The 16255-nt window shown below is 54.6% G+C and carries 13 protein-coding genes and 2 pseudogenes; 2 read left to right on the plus strand and 13 right to left on the minus strand.

What is annotated here, in order from left to right:
* From carB to ACOTX2_RS14660, 9 genes and pseudogenes are all read right to left on the minus strand, one after another.
* Positions 1–803, minus strand: a pseudogene (gene carB / locus ACOTX2_RS14620) (carbamoyl phosphate synthase large subunit); the annotation flags it as partial.
* An 18-nt stretch (positions 804–821) separates the two neighbouring features.
* The gene (carA, locus tag ACOTX2_RS14625; protein WP_023299297.1) at positions 822–1970 is read right to left on the minus strand and encodes a glutamine-hydrolyzing carbamoyl-phosphate synthase small subunit; all 1149 of its coding nucleotides are present in this window, start codon (positions 1968–1970) and stop codon (positions 822–824) included.
* Between the two features lie 455 nt (positions 1971–2425).
* Entirely contained in the window at positions 2426–3247 is an 822-nt protein-coding gene (gene dapB, locus ACOTX2_RS14630) for a 4-hydroxy-tetrahydrodipicolinate reductase (RefSeq protein ID WP_022647011.1), read from the minus strand.
* A gap of 205 nt (positions 3248–3452) precedes the next feature.
* Entirely contained in the window at positions 3453–4403 is a 951-nt protein-coding gene (ispH, locus tag ACOTX2_RS14635; RefSeq protein WP_022647010.1) for a 4-hydroxy-3-methylbut-2-enyl diphosphate reductase, read from the minus strand.
* Between the two features lies 1 nt (position 4404).
* Positions 4405–4854, minus strand: coding sequence for an FKBP-type peptidyl-prolyl cis-trans isomerase (gene fkpB, locus ACOTX2_RS14640; protein WP_022647009.1), 450 nt, complete (start codon positions 4852–4854; stop codon positions 4405–4407).
* Between the two features lie 116 nt (positions 4855–4970).
* Positions 4971–5471 (minus strand): signal peptidase II, encoded by a 501-nt coding sequence (gene lspA, locus ACOTX2_RS14645; RefSeq protein ID WP_063148247.1) that lies wholly within the window; start codon positions 5469–5471, stop codon positions 4971–4973.
* A complete protein-coding gene (gene ileS, locus ACOTX2_RS14650; RefSeq protein WP_063148248.1) occupies positions 5471–8287 on the minus strand; it encodes an isoleucine--tRNA ligase in 2817 nt (938 codons plus the stop codon). Before ileS ends, lspA begins: the two co-directional genes overlap by 1 nt.
* Positions 8288–8332: 45 nt before the next feature.
* Positions 8333–9259: a bifunctional riboflavin kinase/FAD synthetase gene (ribF, locus tag ACOTX2_RS14655; protein WP_023299293.1), complete on the minus strand. Its 927-nt coding sequence runs from the start codon at positions 9257–9259 to the stop codon at positions 8333–8335.
* Between the two features lie 7 nt (positions 9260–9266).
* Positions 9267–9484 (minus strand): annotated as a pseudogene (locus tag ACOTX2_RS14660) (DUF2575 domain-containing protein).
* A 101-nt stretch (positions 9485–9585) separates the two neighbouring features.
* On the opposite strand from ACOTX2_RS14660, the gene rpsT reads away from it, so the two are divergent.
* Complete coding sequence (gene rpsT / locus ACOTX2_RS14665; RefSeq protein ID WP_003856458.1) at positions 9586–9849, plus strand: 30S ribosomal protein S20; 264 nt, start codon at positions 9586–9588, stop codon at positions 9847–9849.
* A 58-nt stretch (positions 9850–9907) separates the two neighbouring features.
* On the opposite strand, the gene nhaR is transcribed toward rpsT, so the two are convergent.
* The 4 genes from nhaR to dnaK all read right to left on the minus strand — a co-directional run bounded on the left by nhaR (position 9908) and on the right by dnaK (position 15361).
* Complete coding sequence (gene nhaR, locus ACOTX2_RS14670; protein WP_003856462.1) at positions 9908–10807, minus strand: transcriptional activator NhaR; 900 nt, start codon at positions 10805–10807, stop codon at positions 9908–9910.
* A 58-nt stretch (positions 10808–10865) separates the two neighbouring features.
* A complete protein-coding gene (gene nhaA, locus ACOTX2_RS14675; RefSeq protein WP_032625424.1) occupies positions 10866–12041 on the minus strand; it encodes a Na+/H+ antiporter NhaA in 1176 nt (391 codons plus the stop codon).
* Between the two features lie 173 nt (positions 12042–12214).
* Positions 12215–13360, minus strand: coding sequence for a molecular chaperone DnaJ (gene dnaJ, locus ACOTX2_RS14680; protein ID WP_008502040.1), 1146 nt, complete (start codon positions 13358–13360; stop codon positions 12215–12217).
* Positions 13361–13447: 87 nt separating this feature from the next.
* On the minus strand, positions 13448–15361 hold the full coding sequence (gene dnaK / locus ACOTX2_RS14685) for a molecular chaperone DnaK (protein WP_006810169.1): 1914 nt from the start codon (positions 15359–15361) through the stop codon (positions 13448–13450).
* A 296-nt stretch (positions 15362–15657) separates the two neighbouring features.
* Between dnaK and satP the strand changes: the two genes are divergently transcribed.
* A complete protein-coding gene (gene satP, locus ACOTX2_RS14690) occupies positions 15658–16224 on the plus strand; it encodes an acetate uptake transporter (RefSeq protein WP_022647004.1) in 567 nt (188 codons plus the stop codon).
* Positions 16225–16255 lie beyond the last annotated feature (31 nt).

Below are 16255 nucleotides of genomic sequence, written 5' to 3' on the forward strand. Positions count from 1 at the left end.
GAGGCGTTACGCATGATTTGGTACTCTTTGTCGGTCAGCGTCTGAGCTGGCGCAACGGTGATGGAGTCGCCGGTGTGGATCCCCATCGCGTCGAAGTTTTCGATGGAGCAGACGATGATGCAGTTGTCGTTTTTATCACGCACCACTTCCATCTCGTACTCTTTCCAGCCAATCAGCGATTCATCAATCAGCAGCTCTTTGGTTGGGGAGAGATCCAGACCGCGTTCGCAAATCTCTTCGAACTCTTCGCGGTTGTAGGCGATACCGCCGCCGGTGCCGCCCATGGTGAATGATGGACGGATGATGCACGGATAGCCCACGTCAGCCGCGACGGCCAGCGCTTCTTCCATGTTGTGTGCGATACCGGAACGCGCGGTGTCGAGGCCAATTTTTTTCATTGCCACGTCGAAGCGACGACGGTCTTCTGCTTTATCAATCGCGTCGGCGGTTGCCCCAATCATGGTCACGCCGAACTCTTCCAGCACACCCTGACGCTCCAGCTCCAGCGCGCAGTTCAGCGCCGTCTGACCGCCCATGGTCGGCAGCACCGCATCCGGACGCTCTTTCTCGATAATTTTGCGTACCACTTCCCAGTGAATCGGCTCAATGTATGTCGCATCTGCCATTTCCGGGTCGGTCATGATGGTGGCCGGGTTTGAGTTTACCAGGATGACACGGTAACCCTCTTCACGCAGGGCTTTACACGCCTGCGCGCCGGAGTAGTCAAATTCGCAGGCCTGGCCGATCACGATCGGGCCAGCGCCAAGGATCAGGATGCTTTTTATGTCTGTACGTTTTGGCATGGTCTTCTCAGCTCCTGATTATTTAGCAGTCTTACGGTATTGCTCGATAAGTTCGATGAAGTGATCGAACAGCGGCGCGGCATCGTGTGGGCCCGGGCTGGCTTCAGGGTGGCCCTGGAAGCTGAACGCAGGCTTATCGGTGCGATGGATACCCTGCAAGGTACCATCGAACAGTGACTTATGCGTCACGCGCAGGTTAGCTGGCATCGTCGCTTCATCCACAGCGAAGCCGTGGTTCTGCGCGGTGATCATTACCGTGTTGTTGTCGATATCTTTCACCGGGTGGTTACCACCATGGTGGCCGAACTTCATCTTGACGGTGTTCGCTCCGCTCGCCAGCGCCAGCAGCTGATGGCCGAGACAGATGCCGAATACCGGGATATCGGTTTCAAGGAAGGACTTAATGGCGTCGATAGCGTAGTCACACGGCGCCGGGTCGCCAGGACCGTTAGAGAGGAAGATGCCGTCCGGGTTCATCTTCAGAACATCTTCCGCAGACGTTTGTGCCGGGACGACCGTCAGGCGGCAGCCACGGTCAACCAGCATACGCAGGATGTTGCGCTTGGCACCAAAATCGTAGGCCACCACGTGGAACGGCAGCTCGCTTTCCGGTTTCGCTTCCGGCAGGTCGCCTTCCAGCGTCCAGCTTCCCTGCGTCCAGCTGTAGGCTTCTGTGGTAGTCACTTCTTTCGCCAGGTCCATCCCGTTCAGGCCCGGGAAGGCTTTCGCTTTTTCCAGCGCCAGCGCCGCATCGAGGTTGTCCCCTGCGATGATGCAGCCATTTTGTGCACCCTTCTCGCGCAGCAGACGCGTCAGCTTACGGGTATCGATATCGGCAATCGCCACAATGTTATGGCGCTTCAGGTAAGAAGAGAGGTCTTCGGTGTTGCGGAAGTTGCTGGCAATCAGCGGCAGGTCGCGAATGACCAGGCCTTGCGCATGTACCTGAGAGGATTCTTCGTCAGCCGCATTGGTGCCGACATTGCCGATATGAGGATAAGTAAGAGTAACGATTTGGCGAGAATAGGAAGGATCAGTGAGGATTTCTTGATAACCGGTCATTGAAGTATTGAAAACGACTTCCCCAACCGCCGAACCCGTTGCCCCTATGGCCCGACCGATAAACTGGGTTCCGTCTTCCAGAACCAATAGCGCTGACTTAATCAAAACACCCTCCAGAGAATATTCACTCACTTTATTTGCATATTAATTCATAACCATGTCATGGATCAATGCAAATGTGTTGCCAGCGGATTTTTGGCAAACGGCGGCATTCTGGGGGATTTGCCATGTAAAAGTCAACTTAAAACGGGGATTTTGTTTATTCTTTTGCAGGCCTGATGGCTTGATTTCAAATTAAGCGGCAAAAAGATCAACTAAATCACTGTGGAAACCGCTTGCGCAGGCAGTTTAAAAGAAACAATCGTCTTGCGGGAATAAAAAGTGGACCAGGTGGTCAAAATTTACAGTACAGCAACATAAAATAGCATGAAAACACTTACTTTAAATGAGTTAAATGTAATAATCCTTTGAAATAGACAAAATAAAAGGGCAATAAAATATTGCCCTATGCAATCAAACAGTTACGACTGCAATAACCACATCACGATGGGTAATAACGCTTACAAATTGTTGAGTTCGAGCACATCTCGCATATCAAAAAGACCATTTGGCTTACCTTTTAGCCACAGTGCGGAACGTACCGCCCCGTTTGCAAACGTCATGCGGCTGGATGCTTTATGTGTGATTTCGACCCTTTCACCAATATCGGCGAACATAGCGGTATGTTCGCCGACGATATCACCCGCGCGAACGGTGGCAAAACCAATGGTGCCAGGCACGCGCTCGCCAGTGTGACCTTCGCGAGAATAGACCGCGATGTCTTTCAAATCTTTATCCATTGCATAAGCAATCGCTTCGCCCATCGCCAGCGCCGTGCCAGATGGGGCATCGACTTTATGGCGGTGGTGCGCTTCAATAATCTCAATGTCGGTATAGTCGCCCATCACCTTCGCTGCCTTTTCCAGCAGTTTCAGCATAACGTTAACGCCTACGCTAAAGTTCGCGGCGAAGACAATTGCAATGTCGGCGGCTGCTTCCTGAATGGCCTGTTTACCGGCATCATCGAAACCGGTGGTGCCAATCACCATCCCTTTACCGTGCTGGCGGCAAAACGCCAGATGAGTCAAAGTGCCTTCCGGACGGGTAAAGTCGATGAACACGTCAAAGTCTTCTTTCACCGCCTCCAGGTTGCTCTGCACGGTAACGCCTGTCTTGCCCGCGCCTGCCAGCTCGCCCGCATCGGAGCCCAGCAGGGATGAACCTTCACGCTCCAGCGCCGCGCCAAGTGCCACGCCATCCATCTGTAGTGCCGCCTGAATCAGCTGGCGACCCATACGTCCACCCGCGCCCGCAATGGCGACACGGATCTGTGCATCATGCATAGTTATTCTCTTACGTTAAAATGATGTAAACCGTTTTCAGATTAACCAGCCTTCGCTAAGGCTGCCAACTGAAAACACCAATAATTAGAATTTAACGTGAAACCGACTCAGATATCAGTAAAAGACATGATTTTGTCGTCACGATAAGATACGAAGCAAAAAAAAGGCCAGCACAGAAGGTGCTGGCCTTTCATCAGAAAAGAAATTATTCCACTTCGCGGGCGTCGATTCGCAGCTCTTTCGGCACTTCAAAGACAATGTTCTCTTCACGGCCTTCCAGCGGCACCGCTTCGCCACCACCCAGCTCTTGCAGGCGGGCAATGACGTTTTGCACCAGAATATCCGGCGCTGAAGCACCTGCGGTAACACCGACGCAGGCCGCGTTTTTCACCCACGCTTCCTGAATGTCCGTTGCGTCGTCGATCAGAAACGCCGCTTTCCCCATACGCTGCGCCAGTTCGGCCAGGCGGTTAGAGTTAGAGGAGTTTTTTGAACCGACCACCAGCACCACGTCCGCCTGTTCAGCCAGCGCGCGCACGGCTTCCTGACGGTTGGTGGTTGCGTAGCAGATATCATCTTTGCGCGGCCCGACGATTTTTGGGAAGCGCTGGCGCAGGGCGTCAATCACGTCTGAGGTGTCGTCCACGGAAAGCGTCGTCTGGGTCATAAACGACAGACGCGCTTCGTTTTTCACATTCAGCGTAAAAACGTCTTCCGGCGACTCAACCAGATACATGCCCCCTTCCGGGTTGCTGTACTGACCCATGGTTCCTTCAACTTCCGGGTGACCGGCATGGCCAATCAGAATCGACTCTTCACCACGACGGCTTGCACGCGCCACTTCCATATGCACCTTGGTCACTAACGGACAGGTGGCATCGAATACGGTCAGATCGCGGCTTTTGGCTTCGTTACGTACGGCCTGGGATACGCCGTGCGCGGAGAAGATGAGGATTGCGCCGTCCGGCACTTCGCTGATCTGCTCGATAAAAATCGCACCGCGCTCGCGCAGGCTGTCGACCACGTAGCGGTTGTGCACCACTTCGTGACGTACGTAAATCGGCGCGCCGTAAATCTCCAGCGCATTTTCAACAATGCTGATAGCGCGGTCTACACCGGCGCAAAAACCGCGCGGGTTAGCCAACAGGATCTGCATTTCAGTCCTCCAGCGCCGGATCGATCTCCAGCACTTCTACATCAAAATGAACGGTACGCCCGGCAAGCGGATGGTTGAAGTCAACGGTGATGGAATCCCCGTTGATTTCGCGGATCACGCCAGGCATTTCGCTGCCGTCCATAGCGGTAAAGAGCATAATCGCCCCGATCTCCGGTTCACCCGCATCCATAAACTCACGGCGCGAGAAGTACTGAATCAGATCCGGGCTTGGCACACCGAATGCCGCATCCGGCTCCAGTGAGAACGCTTTTTTCTCACCCTCTTTCAGCCCGAGAAGCTGTTGTTCGAGGCCTTCAGACAGGGAGGTGTCGCCCAGACGAAACAGCGCCGGTTTGCCATTGTTGCGGGTGGATTCGGCCGTGGAGCCGTCATCCAGCTTCAGCGTGAAATGAACGAGAACCGCGCTGTTGCTCTGTACGGATTTAGACATGCAAATTGCTCGCTTGTTTTGGGTCACCTGTTGCCCGGTGGCGCTACGCTTACCCGGCCTACGGGGGCCACAAATTCTGTAGGCCGAGATCGCTACGCGTCACCCGGCTGGTTTTGTTACGCTTGCTCTTTCGCGGCCGGTTTAGGCAAGAAGCCTTCCAGCACGATTAACGCTGCACCAACGCATATTGCGCTATCGGCGAGGTTAAAGGTCGCAAAGTGCCAGTCGCCGACGTAGAAGTCGATCATATCGACTACAAAGCCGTGCCACAGGCGGTCAAACAGGTTACCCAGTGCGCCACCAATGATCAGCGCGTAGGCGATGTTATTCAGCTTTTGCGTGGCCTTCGAGCGGTACATCAGCACCGCGAGCACGACGCAGATACCCATTGCGATACCTGCGAAGAACCAACGCTGCCAGCCACCGCTGTCGGCAAGGAAACTAAACGCCGCGCCGTAGTTGCGGGCGTAGTGCAGGTTAAGCGACGGGAACAGCGGGACCGTATCCCCCAGAGCGAAATTCTGGAGGATCAGGAACTTGCTGCCCAAATCAATAATCAGCACCACTACCACCAGCCACAGCCAGCGCAGTCCTGTTGAACAGAGAGTTTTACTCATCAGGCAAACTTACGTTTTTCGCCGTCGCCGGCGACGTTGCTTACACAGCGTCCGCAGATGTCTGCGTGTTCCGCCACCTGGCCGACATCGGTAGTGTAATGCCAGCAACGCGGGCATTTTTCACCGTCGGCTTTGCTCAGTGCGACCTTCAGTCCTTTGAGCAGTTCGCTCTGCTGAGCATCAGCAGATGCCTCGGCATAATCCGCAACTTTCGCACCGGAGGTCAACAGGACAAATCGTAATTCATCGCCCAGCGCGGTCAGCTTCGCGGCCAGCTCAGGCTCTGCGTACAGGGTCACCGTCGCTTCCAGAGAGCCACCGACTTTCTTGTCAGCGCGCGCCTGCTCGATTACCTTGTTCACTTCGCCACGCACTTTCAGCAGCTCGTCCCAGTAGGCGTCGTTCATTGCTTCAGTGCTGGAGAGGTCGAACAGACCTTCGTACCACTCGCCGGTGAAGACATACTTCTCACGGTCGCCCGGCAGGTAACCCCAGATTTCATCTGCGGTGAAGGACATGATCGGCGCCATCCAGCGTACCAGCGCCTCTGCGATGTGGAACAGTGCGGTCTGGCAGCTACGACGCGCCACGCTGTCCGCTTTCGCGGTATACTGGCGGTCTTTGATGATGTCGAGATAAAACGACCCCATCTCAATGGAGCAGAAGCGCATCAGGCGCTGCACCACTTCGTGGAAGTCGTAAGACTCATAGGCTTTCAGAATATCTTCCTGTGCCGCTTTCGCGCAGCCTACCGCCCAGCGATCGAGCACCACCATCTCTTCCGGCTTCACCATGTCTTTTACCGGATCAAACCCGTTCAGGTTCGCCAGCAGGAAGCGCGCGGTGTTACGGATACGACGATAGCTGTCAGCAGCACGTTTCAGGATCTCGTCAGACACCGCCATTTCGCCCGTGTAGTCGGTGGATGCCACCCACAGGCGTAGAATATCCGCGCCCAGCTTGTTCATCACGTCCTGCGGAGAAACGGTGTTACCGATGGATTTGGACATCTTACGGCCCTGACCATCCACGGTGAAGCCGTGGGTCAGTACCTGGCGGTAAGGTGCTTTGCCCTTCATGGCGGTGGAGATCATCAGGGATGACATGAACCAGCCGCGGTGTTGGTCGGAGCCTTCCAGATACATGTCGGCAGCGTGACCGGCGAACTCAGGGCGCACGTCAACCACGGAGGAGTGGGTAGACCCGGAGTCGAACCACACGTCCAGGGTATCCGGCACTTTCTCGTAGTTGTCCGCGTCAGCGCCCAGGATGTCACGGGAATCGAGATCCCACCACGCCTGAATGCCGTCAACTTCAACGCGCTTCGCCACCTCTTCCATCAGTTCCAGGGTGTTCGGGTGCAGTTCCTGCGTCTCTTTATGCACGAACAGCGACATCGGCACGCCCCAGGTGCGCTGACGGGAGATACACCAGTCAGGACGGTTAGCCACCATGGATTCGATACGCGCCTGGCCCCAGTCCGGGATCCACTGCACGCCTTTGATCTCTTTCAGAGACTGCTCGCGCAAGCCTTTCTGGTCCATGCTGACGAACCACTGCGGGGTCGCACGGAAGATAATCGGGGTCTTATGGCGCCAGCAGCACGGGTAGCTGTGCTGCATTTTCTCAACGTGCAGCAGCGCGCCGCTGGTGCGAAGCATGTCAACGATGATGTCGTTGGCTTTAAAGACGTTGATACCGTCCAGCGCCGGGTAGGTGCCAGGCAGGTAAGAGCCATCCGGACCGACCGGGTTGGCGATTTCCAGACCGTATTTCAGGCTGATGTTGTAGTCGTCAGGACCGTGGCCGCCGGCGGTATGCACCGCACCGGTACCGGCGTCCAGCGTGACGTGGTCGCCCAGGATCGCCGGAACGTCGAAGTCCAGGAACGGGTGTTTGAAGCGCATCAGCTCCAGCGCGTCGCCTTTTACGGTACCCAGCACGCTGTAATCGTTGATGTTCGCGCGTTTAAGCACGCTTTCAACCAGATCTTTTGCCAGGATAACCGCGCGACCATCAATTTGTACCAGCGCGTACTCAAACTCACCGGACAGGGAAATGGCACGGTTGGCTGGTAACGTCCACGGGGTGGTGGTCCAGATAACCAGCGAGACTGGACCGCTTACGCCTGGCAGGCCAAATTTAGCTTTGATCGCATCCTGATCGACCGCTTCGAACGCCACGTCGATAGAAGGCGAGGTTTTGTCGTAATACTCTACTTCCGCTTCTGCCAGCGCAGAACGGCAGTCCACGCACCAGTGCACCGGCTTAGCGCCTTTATGCAGGTGACCGTTGCCGATGATTTTACCCAGCGCACGGATAATGTTGGCTTCGGTTTTGAAGTCCATGGTCAGGTACGGGTGCGACCAGTCGCCCAGCACGCCCAGACGGATGAAGTCAGCGCGCTGACCGTCTACCTGGGTGGCAGCGTATTCGCGGCATTTCGCGCGGAACTCTGCGGCGGTGAACTTCTCACCTGGCTTACCGTACTCTTGCTCCACTTTCAGCTCGATTGGCAGACCATGGCAGTCCCAGCCCGGAACATAAGGCGAGTCATATCCCGCGAGTCCTTTGGACTTCACGATAATGTCTTTCAGAATCTTGTTTACAGAGTGACCAATATGAATGCTGCCATTCGCATAGGGAGGGCCATCATGCAGAATGAAGGTTTTTTTGCCTTTTTTGGCTGCACGAATGATGCCGTACAGGTCATCATCAGTCCAACGCGCCAGCATTCCCGGTTCGCGCTTGGCGAGATCGCCGCGCATCGGGAACCCTGTTTCCGGCAAATTCAGGGTTGATTTATAGTCACTCATCAGATTCTCGGTTCCGTATTTATCACGTAGGCAGTTAAGCCGGTTCTAAAGCCCAAAAAACTCGCGGGCCGTTAATTCATCTCGCGCGATTTGCGCCTTAAGTTCATCCAGCGAAGCGAATCGCTGTTCATTGCGTATTTTTTTACGCAGTATCACATCTATATGGCGACCGTAGAGGTCCATTACAACGTCCAGCAGGTGTACTTCTAACTGTTGACGCACACCGGAAACCGTTGGACGTGTACCAATGTTGGCAACACCGTAGAAAGGCTTCTCACCCAGTCCTGCCACTTCCACCGCATAGACCCCTTTAACCGGGGAGACCTGACGACGCAGCGGTATATTCGCCGTCGGAAAACCTATCGTGCGGCCCAGCGCATCGCCATGGACCACACGACCTGAAATTGTGAACGGATGACCCAGCAGCGTTTCTGCCGTGTCCAGTTCATCGTTCGCCAGCGCCTGACGTACCGCCGTGCTGCTGACGCGCACCCCGCCCTCACAGAAGGTCATCGTACTGGTGACGTCAAACCCGTACTCCAGGCCAGCCTTCTGTAATAACAAGAAATCGCCCTGACGACCAGCGCCAAAGCGGAAATCATCGCCCACGGCGAGAAACTGCACGCCAAGCTGCCTGACCAACAGATCGCTGACAAAGTTTTGTGCGGTCAGCGCGGCAAACCGACGGTCGAAGCGTACGCACAGGACGTAGTCCACGCCGGACTCCGCCAGGTAGCGTAACTTCTCACGCAGACGCGTCAGCCGCGCGGGGGATTTCTCGCCGGCAAACAGCTCCAGCGGCTGCGGTTCGAAAATCATCACCACAACGGGCAGGCCACGCGCCTCCCCTTCTTTACGCAATCCCTGCAACAGCGCCTGATGCCCACGATGCACGCCGTCAAAATTACCAATGGTCAGTACGCACCCGTGCGGGGCTTGACTGAGATTATGTATGCCGCGTATCAGCTTCATGACTGGCTCAAAACAGTGAAAATCGCCAAAGTATACCTTGTACGGCGGTTAAGGTTAACCGGCGATTGTTCACGCGAAACAGAAAGCCGTATGATTTCATCAGGCTGACCTTTCACAGCAAAAAAATCTGCCCGAGAACTGCGATTTTTATGCCGAAAGGCTGTATTCACGAAAGACAAGCTGGTAGAATCCTGCGCCATCACTACGTAACGTAGCGTCGCTCATTAACGGCGCTTATTTGCACAAATCCATTGACAAAAGAAGGCAAAGAGGGCATATTCCTCGGCCTTTGAATTGTCCACATAGAACATATTTGGGAGTTGGACTTGGCTAATATCAAATCAGCTAAGAAACGTGCCGTTCAGTCTGAAAAGGCTCGTAAGCACAACGCAAGCCGTCGCTCTATGATGCGTACTTTCATCAAGAAAGTATACGCAGCAATCGAAGCAGGCGACAAAGCTGCAGCGCAGAACGCATTTAACGAAATGCAACCAATCGTGGATCGTCAGGCTGCTAAAGGTCTGATCCACAAAAACAAAGCAGCGCGTCATAAAGCAAACCTGACCGCGCAGATCAACAAACTGGCTTAATCGCTACTTGTTGTTGCTTGTTTGAAAGAACCCGCTTAACGCGGGTTTTTTTATGTCTTCAGATTGCCGGCGGCGTAAACAGCGCCGAGTAGTCGCGGTTGCAGATTCGCTGCACCGCCGGGTGCTGAATCATCCTTTCGGCGAATATGGCGTGATACTCTTCCATCACGTTATCCACCCTGCCAATCTCGGTAATCTTGTCGTCTGAATAGAGATCGTGCGCGTACAGCGTCGGGGCAACGAAGATAGCGTTGTGCGCCTCGCCAAAAGCCTTCATCAAAGCCGCATCGTCGAACTCACCGAGGATCTCCACGTTCAGCCCCTGCGAGTTAAACCAGTTCAGCAGCTTACGTCCGAGCATAGACCGCCTACCCGGCACCAGCAGGCGGCGCTCTTCCAGGCAAGCAGGAAACGGTTTTTCCGGCGGCGGATTAATGCACCAGAAACTGACGCCGCATTCGCCAATTTTCACCGAGAACAAGCCTTCCTGCTGCGTGGAGTCGATTGGGCAGTCCGAGATAATCATATCCAGCTTATGCTGGCTCAGCTGTTCCAGCAGCATCTCGTGAGTGGACTCAAAGCAGCGTAAATGAATCTGTTCATCTTCCACCACCGCCGCATCCAGCACACCGCTTACCAGCCGTTTGGACAACGCATCCGCCACGCCCACGTCAAAGAGCAGGTTCGACTCTTTGCGATAGTTAACGATATCCAGCATCTCCTGGCTCAGGGTGAACATCTTGTCCGCATAGCGGAACACCAGTTCGCCCAGCTCGCTCGGCTCAATGCCACGTCCTTTCCGCTTAAAAAGCTTGCCCTGTAAGCGCTCTTCCAGGGCTTTGATTTGCCCGGTAATAGTTTGTGGTGTCAGGTAGAGCGCCTCTGCCGCTCCCACGACCGAGCCCTGCTTGTAGACATGCCAGAAGTAATAGAGATGGTTATAGTTCAAATGAGACATCACGTTTTCACTCCCTGATAGTTTATCGGGAGAAGGCTTCCCTTCTCCCGGTTTCCTGTTATGCCTGGACAGCCTGTCCGGACAACTTCACCTTCAACAAGGTATAACCAATAACCGCGGCCAGTAACGACCCGATAAGAATGCCGAGTTTCGCCCAGACGATAAGCTCAGGCGCGCTGGTGCCAAACGCCAGCGTCGAGATAAAGATCGACATGGTGAATCCAATACCGCATAGCACGCCGATGGCCATAATCTGACTAAAGGTGGTTCCATTTGGCAATGACGCCAGCTTCAGCTTCAGCGCCAGCCAGCAGAACAGGCTGATACCCAGCGGCTTACCGATAAACAAACCAGCGATGATACCCAGCGGCAGCACAGAGGTGAGTCCGTCCAGGGTAACACCGGCCAGGGAAACACCCGCGTTGGCAAATGCAAACAGCGGCAGGATCATAAAGCCCACCCACGGATGAAGCACATGCTCCAGCTGTCTGGCAGGCGATTTGCCGTCCTGCTCCTTCAGCGGAATAAAGAAGCCAACGATGACGCCCGCCAGCGTGGCATGCACGCCAGACTTCAGCACCGCCGTCCACAGCACCATCCCCACCAGAATATAAATACCCGTGCGTCGGACGTTGAAGACGTTCAGCAACGCCAGCACCGCAATAGCCACGGCCGCCACGCTCAGCGACAGAACCGACAGATCGCTGGTGTAGAACAGCGCGATAATCACGATAGCGCCCAGGTCATCGATAATCGCCAGCGCCATCAGGAAAATTTTCAGTGCTACCGGGACGCGGCTACCGAGCAAGGCTAAGACCCCGAGCGCAAACGCGATATCCGTTGCGGCCGGGATCGCCCAGCCGTCACGCGCAACCGGATCCTGCCACGCAAACGCGAGAAAGAGCAAAGCGGGAACGATCATCCCGCCAATCGCCGCGATCACCGGAAACGCCGCGCGCTGTCGGCTGGCAAGAGAACCGATCACCAGCTCACGTTTGACCTCCAGGCCTACCAGCAGGAAGAACACCGCCATCAGCGCATCGTTGATCCACAGCAGCATGTTCTTGTTAATTTCCAGCGCCCCGACCTTCAGCTCGACGGGGGTTTCCAGAAATGCGTGATAGAGATCGCGCGTCATGCCCATATTGGCGAGCAGCATGGCGGCTGCAGCAGCAATAATCAGGATGACGCCGCCGGATGCCTCACTGCTAAAGAAACGGTGTAGTAATTTCACGTTTAAACTCTCTTTTACAACAATACCTCGGTAAAACCATAATATCAGCGCAAACAGATCGGTAAAAACAGATTAATATTGGTTATAGATTCAGTTTAACCGAGGAATAACGCTATAAAGCAAAAAGCCCGGAATCGCTTCCGGGCTTTAAAGGATAGTAACCAGCTGGCAGGTTAGCGGGTTAAATCGTCGAAGAATTTTTTGACGCCATCGAAGAAGCTTTTGGAGCGCGGGCTGTTTTTCTCACCCGTCGGGCCACCAAAACTCTCCTGAAGCTCTTTCAGCAGCTGTTTCTGCTTGTCGTTCAGGCCGACCGGCGTTTCAACAACCACGCGGCATAACAGGTCACCCTGCGCGCCACCGCGAACGGATTTAACGCCTTTGCCGCGCATGCGGAACAGCTTCCCGGTCTGGGTTTCGCCAGGGATTTTCAGGTTAACGCGACCGTCCAGCGTCGGCACTTCGATTTCGCCGCCCAGCGCCGCCATCGCAAAGTTGATCGGCACTTCACAGTACAGGTTGTTACCTTCACGCTCGAAGATGGCGTGCTGTTTAACCTGAACCTGAACGTACAGATCCCCTGCCGGTGCGCCGTGCTCGCCCGCTTCCCCCTCACCTGCCAGACGGATGCGGTCGCCCGTATCCACGCCTGCCGGGATCTTAACGGACAGCGTTTTGGTTTTCTCCACACGACCGTGACCGTGGCATTTGGTGCACGGATCTTTAATCAGCGTACCGCGACCATGACAATGCGGACAGGCCTGCTGCACCGCGAAGAAGCCCTGGCGCATCTGTACCTGACCGGAACCGTGACAGGTTGGACAGGTCTGTGGCTGAGTCCCCGCTTTCGCGCCGCTGCCGTGGCAAACGTCACACTCTTCCAGCGTCGGGATACGGATCTCTTTGGTTACGCCACGAACCGCTTCTTCCAGCGTCAGGTCCATGTTATAGCGCAGATCTGCGCCGCGCGCCGCGCGCTGACGACCACGACCGCCGCCGAAGATATCGCCAAATACATCGCCAAAGATGTCGCTGAAATCAGCGCCGCCGCCGAAGCCGCCGCCACCAAATCCACCGCCGCCCATGCCGCCCTGTTCAAAGGCCGCGTGACCATACTGGTCATAAGCCGCACGTTTTTGTGCATCGGTCAGGACTTCGTAGGCTTCTTTAATCTCTTTAAATTTGGCTTCAGCCTCTTTGTCACCCTGATTACGGTCAGGGTGGAATTTCATGGCCAGGCGCTTATATGCCTTTTTGATTTCACGCTCTTCCGCAGTTTTCGGAACGCCTAAAATCTCGTAATAGTCTTGCTTTGCCATTGGTTTTTTTAAGCCCCTTAACATGCGAGCACGGGCGTGGAGAATACTCCTACGCCCGTGCCGATTAATTACCCTGCATCAGGGCGATTATTTTTTATCTTTCACTTCTTCGAACTCAGCGTCGACAACATCGTCGTCTTTCGCGTTGTTCTGGGAAGCATCAGCGCCCGCCTGCTGCTGTGCGTGCTGCTGCTGAGCGATTTCCATCAGCTTCTGAGAAACCTGTGCCAGCTCCTGCATCTTCGCTTCAATGTCCGCTTTGTCTTCGCCTTTCAGAGACGTTTCCAGCGCGCTCAGTGCAGTTTCGATCGCAGTTTTGTCTTCCGCTGGCAGTTTATCGCCCGCTTCTTCAACCTGCTTACGGGTGCTGTGCAGCAGATGGTCACCCTGGTTACGGGTCTGAACCAGCTCTTCGAACTTACGGTCGGATTCCGCGTTAGCTTCGGCATCACGAACCATTTTTTCGATTTCCGCTTCGTTCAGGCCAGAAGATGCCTTGATGGTGATCTTCTGCTCTTTACCGCTGTTTTTGTCTTTCGCAGACACGTGCAGGATACCGTCAGCATCGATGTCGAAGGTGACTTCGATCTGTGGCATGCCGCGTGGTGCCGGGTTAATACCGTCCAGGTTGAACTGACCCAGAGATTTGTTATCCGCCGCACGCTTACGCTCACCCTGAATCACATGGATGGTTACCGCAGACTGGTTATCTTCAGCGGTAGAGAACACCTGGCTGTGTTTCGTCGGGATAGTAGTGTTTTTGTTGATGAGCGGAGTCATCACGCCACCCATGGTTTCGATACCCAGTGACAGCGGAGTAACGTCCAGCAGCAGTACGTCTTTCACTTCACCCGTCAGAACACCACCCTGAACCGCAGCACCGATAGCAACCGCTTCGTCCGGGTTCACGTCTTTACGTGGCTCTTTACCAAAGAATTCAGCAACTTTCTTCTGAACCATTGGCATACGAGTCTGACCACCTACCAGGATAACGTCCTGAATATCAGACACGGACAGGCCAGCGTCCTGCAATGCAACTTTCAGTGGCTCGATAGAACGGTTCACCAGGTCTTCTACCAGGCTTTCCAGTTTCGCACGGGTCACTTTGATGTTCATGTGTTTTGGACCGGTCGCGTCTGCGGTGATGTACGGCAGGTTCACGTCGGTCTGCTGAGCGGAAGACAGTTCGATCTTCGCTTTCTCAGCGGCTTCTTTCAGGCGCTGCATGGCCAGCGGGTCGTTACGCAGGTCAATGCCCTGATCTTTCTTAAACTCGTCAACGAGGTAGTTGATCAGACGGGTATCGAAGTCTTCACCACCCAGGTGGGTATCACCATTGGTTGCCAGAACTTCGAAGGTTTTTTCGCCGTCAACGTCGTCGATTTCGATAATAGAGATATCGAAGGTACCACCACCCAGGTCGTAAACCGCGATAGTACGGTTGCCAACTTCTTTATCCAGACCGTAAGCCAGCGCAGCTGCGGTTGGTTCGTTGATGATACGTTTTACTTCCAGACCTGCGATACGGCCAGCATCTTTGGTTGCCTGACGCTGAGCATCGTTGAAGTAAGCAGGTACGGTGATAACAGCTTCAGTTACCGGTTCACCCAGGTAATCTTCCGCGGTTTTCTTCATTTTCTTCAGCACTTCAGCAGAGATCTGCGGAGGTGCAGTTTTGGTGCCTTTCACATCAAGCCATGCATCGCCGTTATCGGCTGCGATGATTTTGTAAGGCATGATGGAAACGTCACGCTGAACTTCTTCGTCCTGGAAGCGGCGGCCAATCAGGCGTTTGATCGCAAACAGGGTGTTTTGCGGGTTTGTCACTGCCTGACGTTTAGCCGGCTGACCAACCAGAGTTTCACCATCCTGGGTATAAGCAATGATAGAAGGCGTGGTGCGATCGCCCTCGGCGTTCTCCAGCACACGTGCAGTAGTGCCATCCATAATCGCTACACAAGAGTTGGTAGTACCCAGGTCGATACCAATAATTTTACCCATCTAAACGTCTCCACTAAAAATTCAGTCAACATGTGGTTGTGTACCTGTAATAAGGGCAGAACGTGCTTTTTCAACTGCCCAGATTTGATTTTTTTCAGGTCCACACACTGCGGTTGCTTACAAGATGGGGTCACAACGGCATCCATCAAGGGGGAAGGATAAAAAATTTTTTAATTTCACCCCGATGAGATCATAGACGGCGCCGATGCCGCCCATTATGATGCCGCGCCCCGTCAGGTAGAACTGGCGCGGGTTTAACCATTTCACCATATTAATGATGATTTTTTTGAGGACTTATGGGCAACACTAAGTTGGCTAATCCGGCTCCGCTGGGCCTGATGGGTTTTGGCATGACCACCATTCTGCTGAACCTGCACAACATCGGGATGTTCCCGATGGACGGCGTAATCCTGGCGATGGGCATTTTTTACGGCGGTATCGCGCAAATTTTCGCGGGCCTGCTGGAATATAAGAAAGGCAATACCTTCGGCTTAACCGCCTTTACCTCTTACGGTTCGTTCTGGCTGACGCTGGTCGCCATTCTGCTGATGCCTAAAATGGGCTTGGCAGATGCTTCAAACGCCCATTTCCTGGGCGTGTACCTGGGACTGTGGGGCGTGTTCACCCTGTTCATGTTCTTCGGCACCCTGAAGGCGAACCGCGCGCTGCAATTCGTCTTCCTGAGCCTGACCGTGCTGTTCGCTCTGCTTGCCGCGGGTCACCTGGCGGATAACGAAGGCATCGTTCACGTTGCCGGCTGGGTCGGTCTGGTGTGCGGCGCAAGCGCTATCTACCTGGCAATGGGTGAAGTGCTGAACGAGCAGTTCGGCCGCACCGTATTACCGATTGGTGAAAAACACTGATCCCTCTGTCGTGGCCCCCGCGCGGGGCCCC

Source organism: Enterobacter cloacae complex sp. IR5412, from assembly GCF_049237385.1.
GTDB classification, from domain to species: domain Bacteria; phylum Pseudomonadota; class Gammaproteobacteria; order Enterobacterales; family Enterobacteriaceae; genus Enterobacter; species Enterobacter intestinihominis.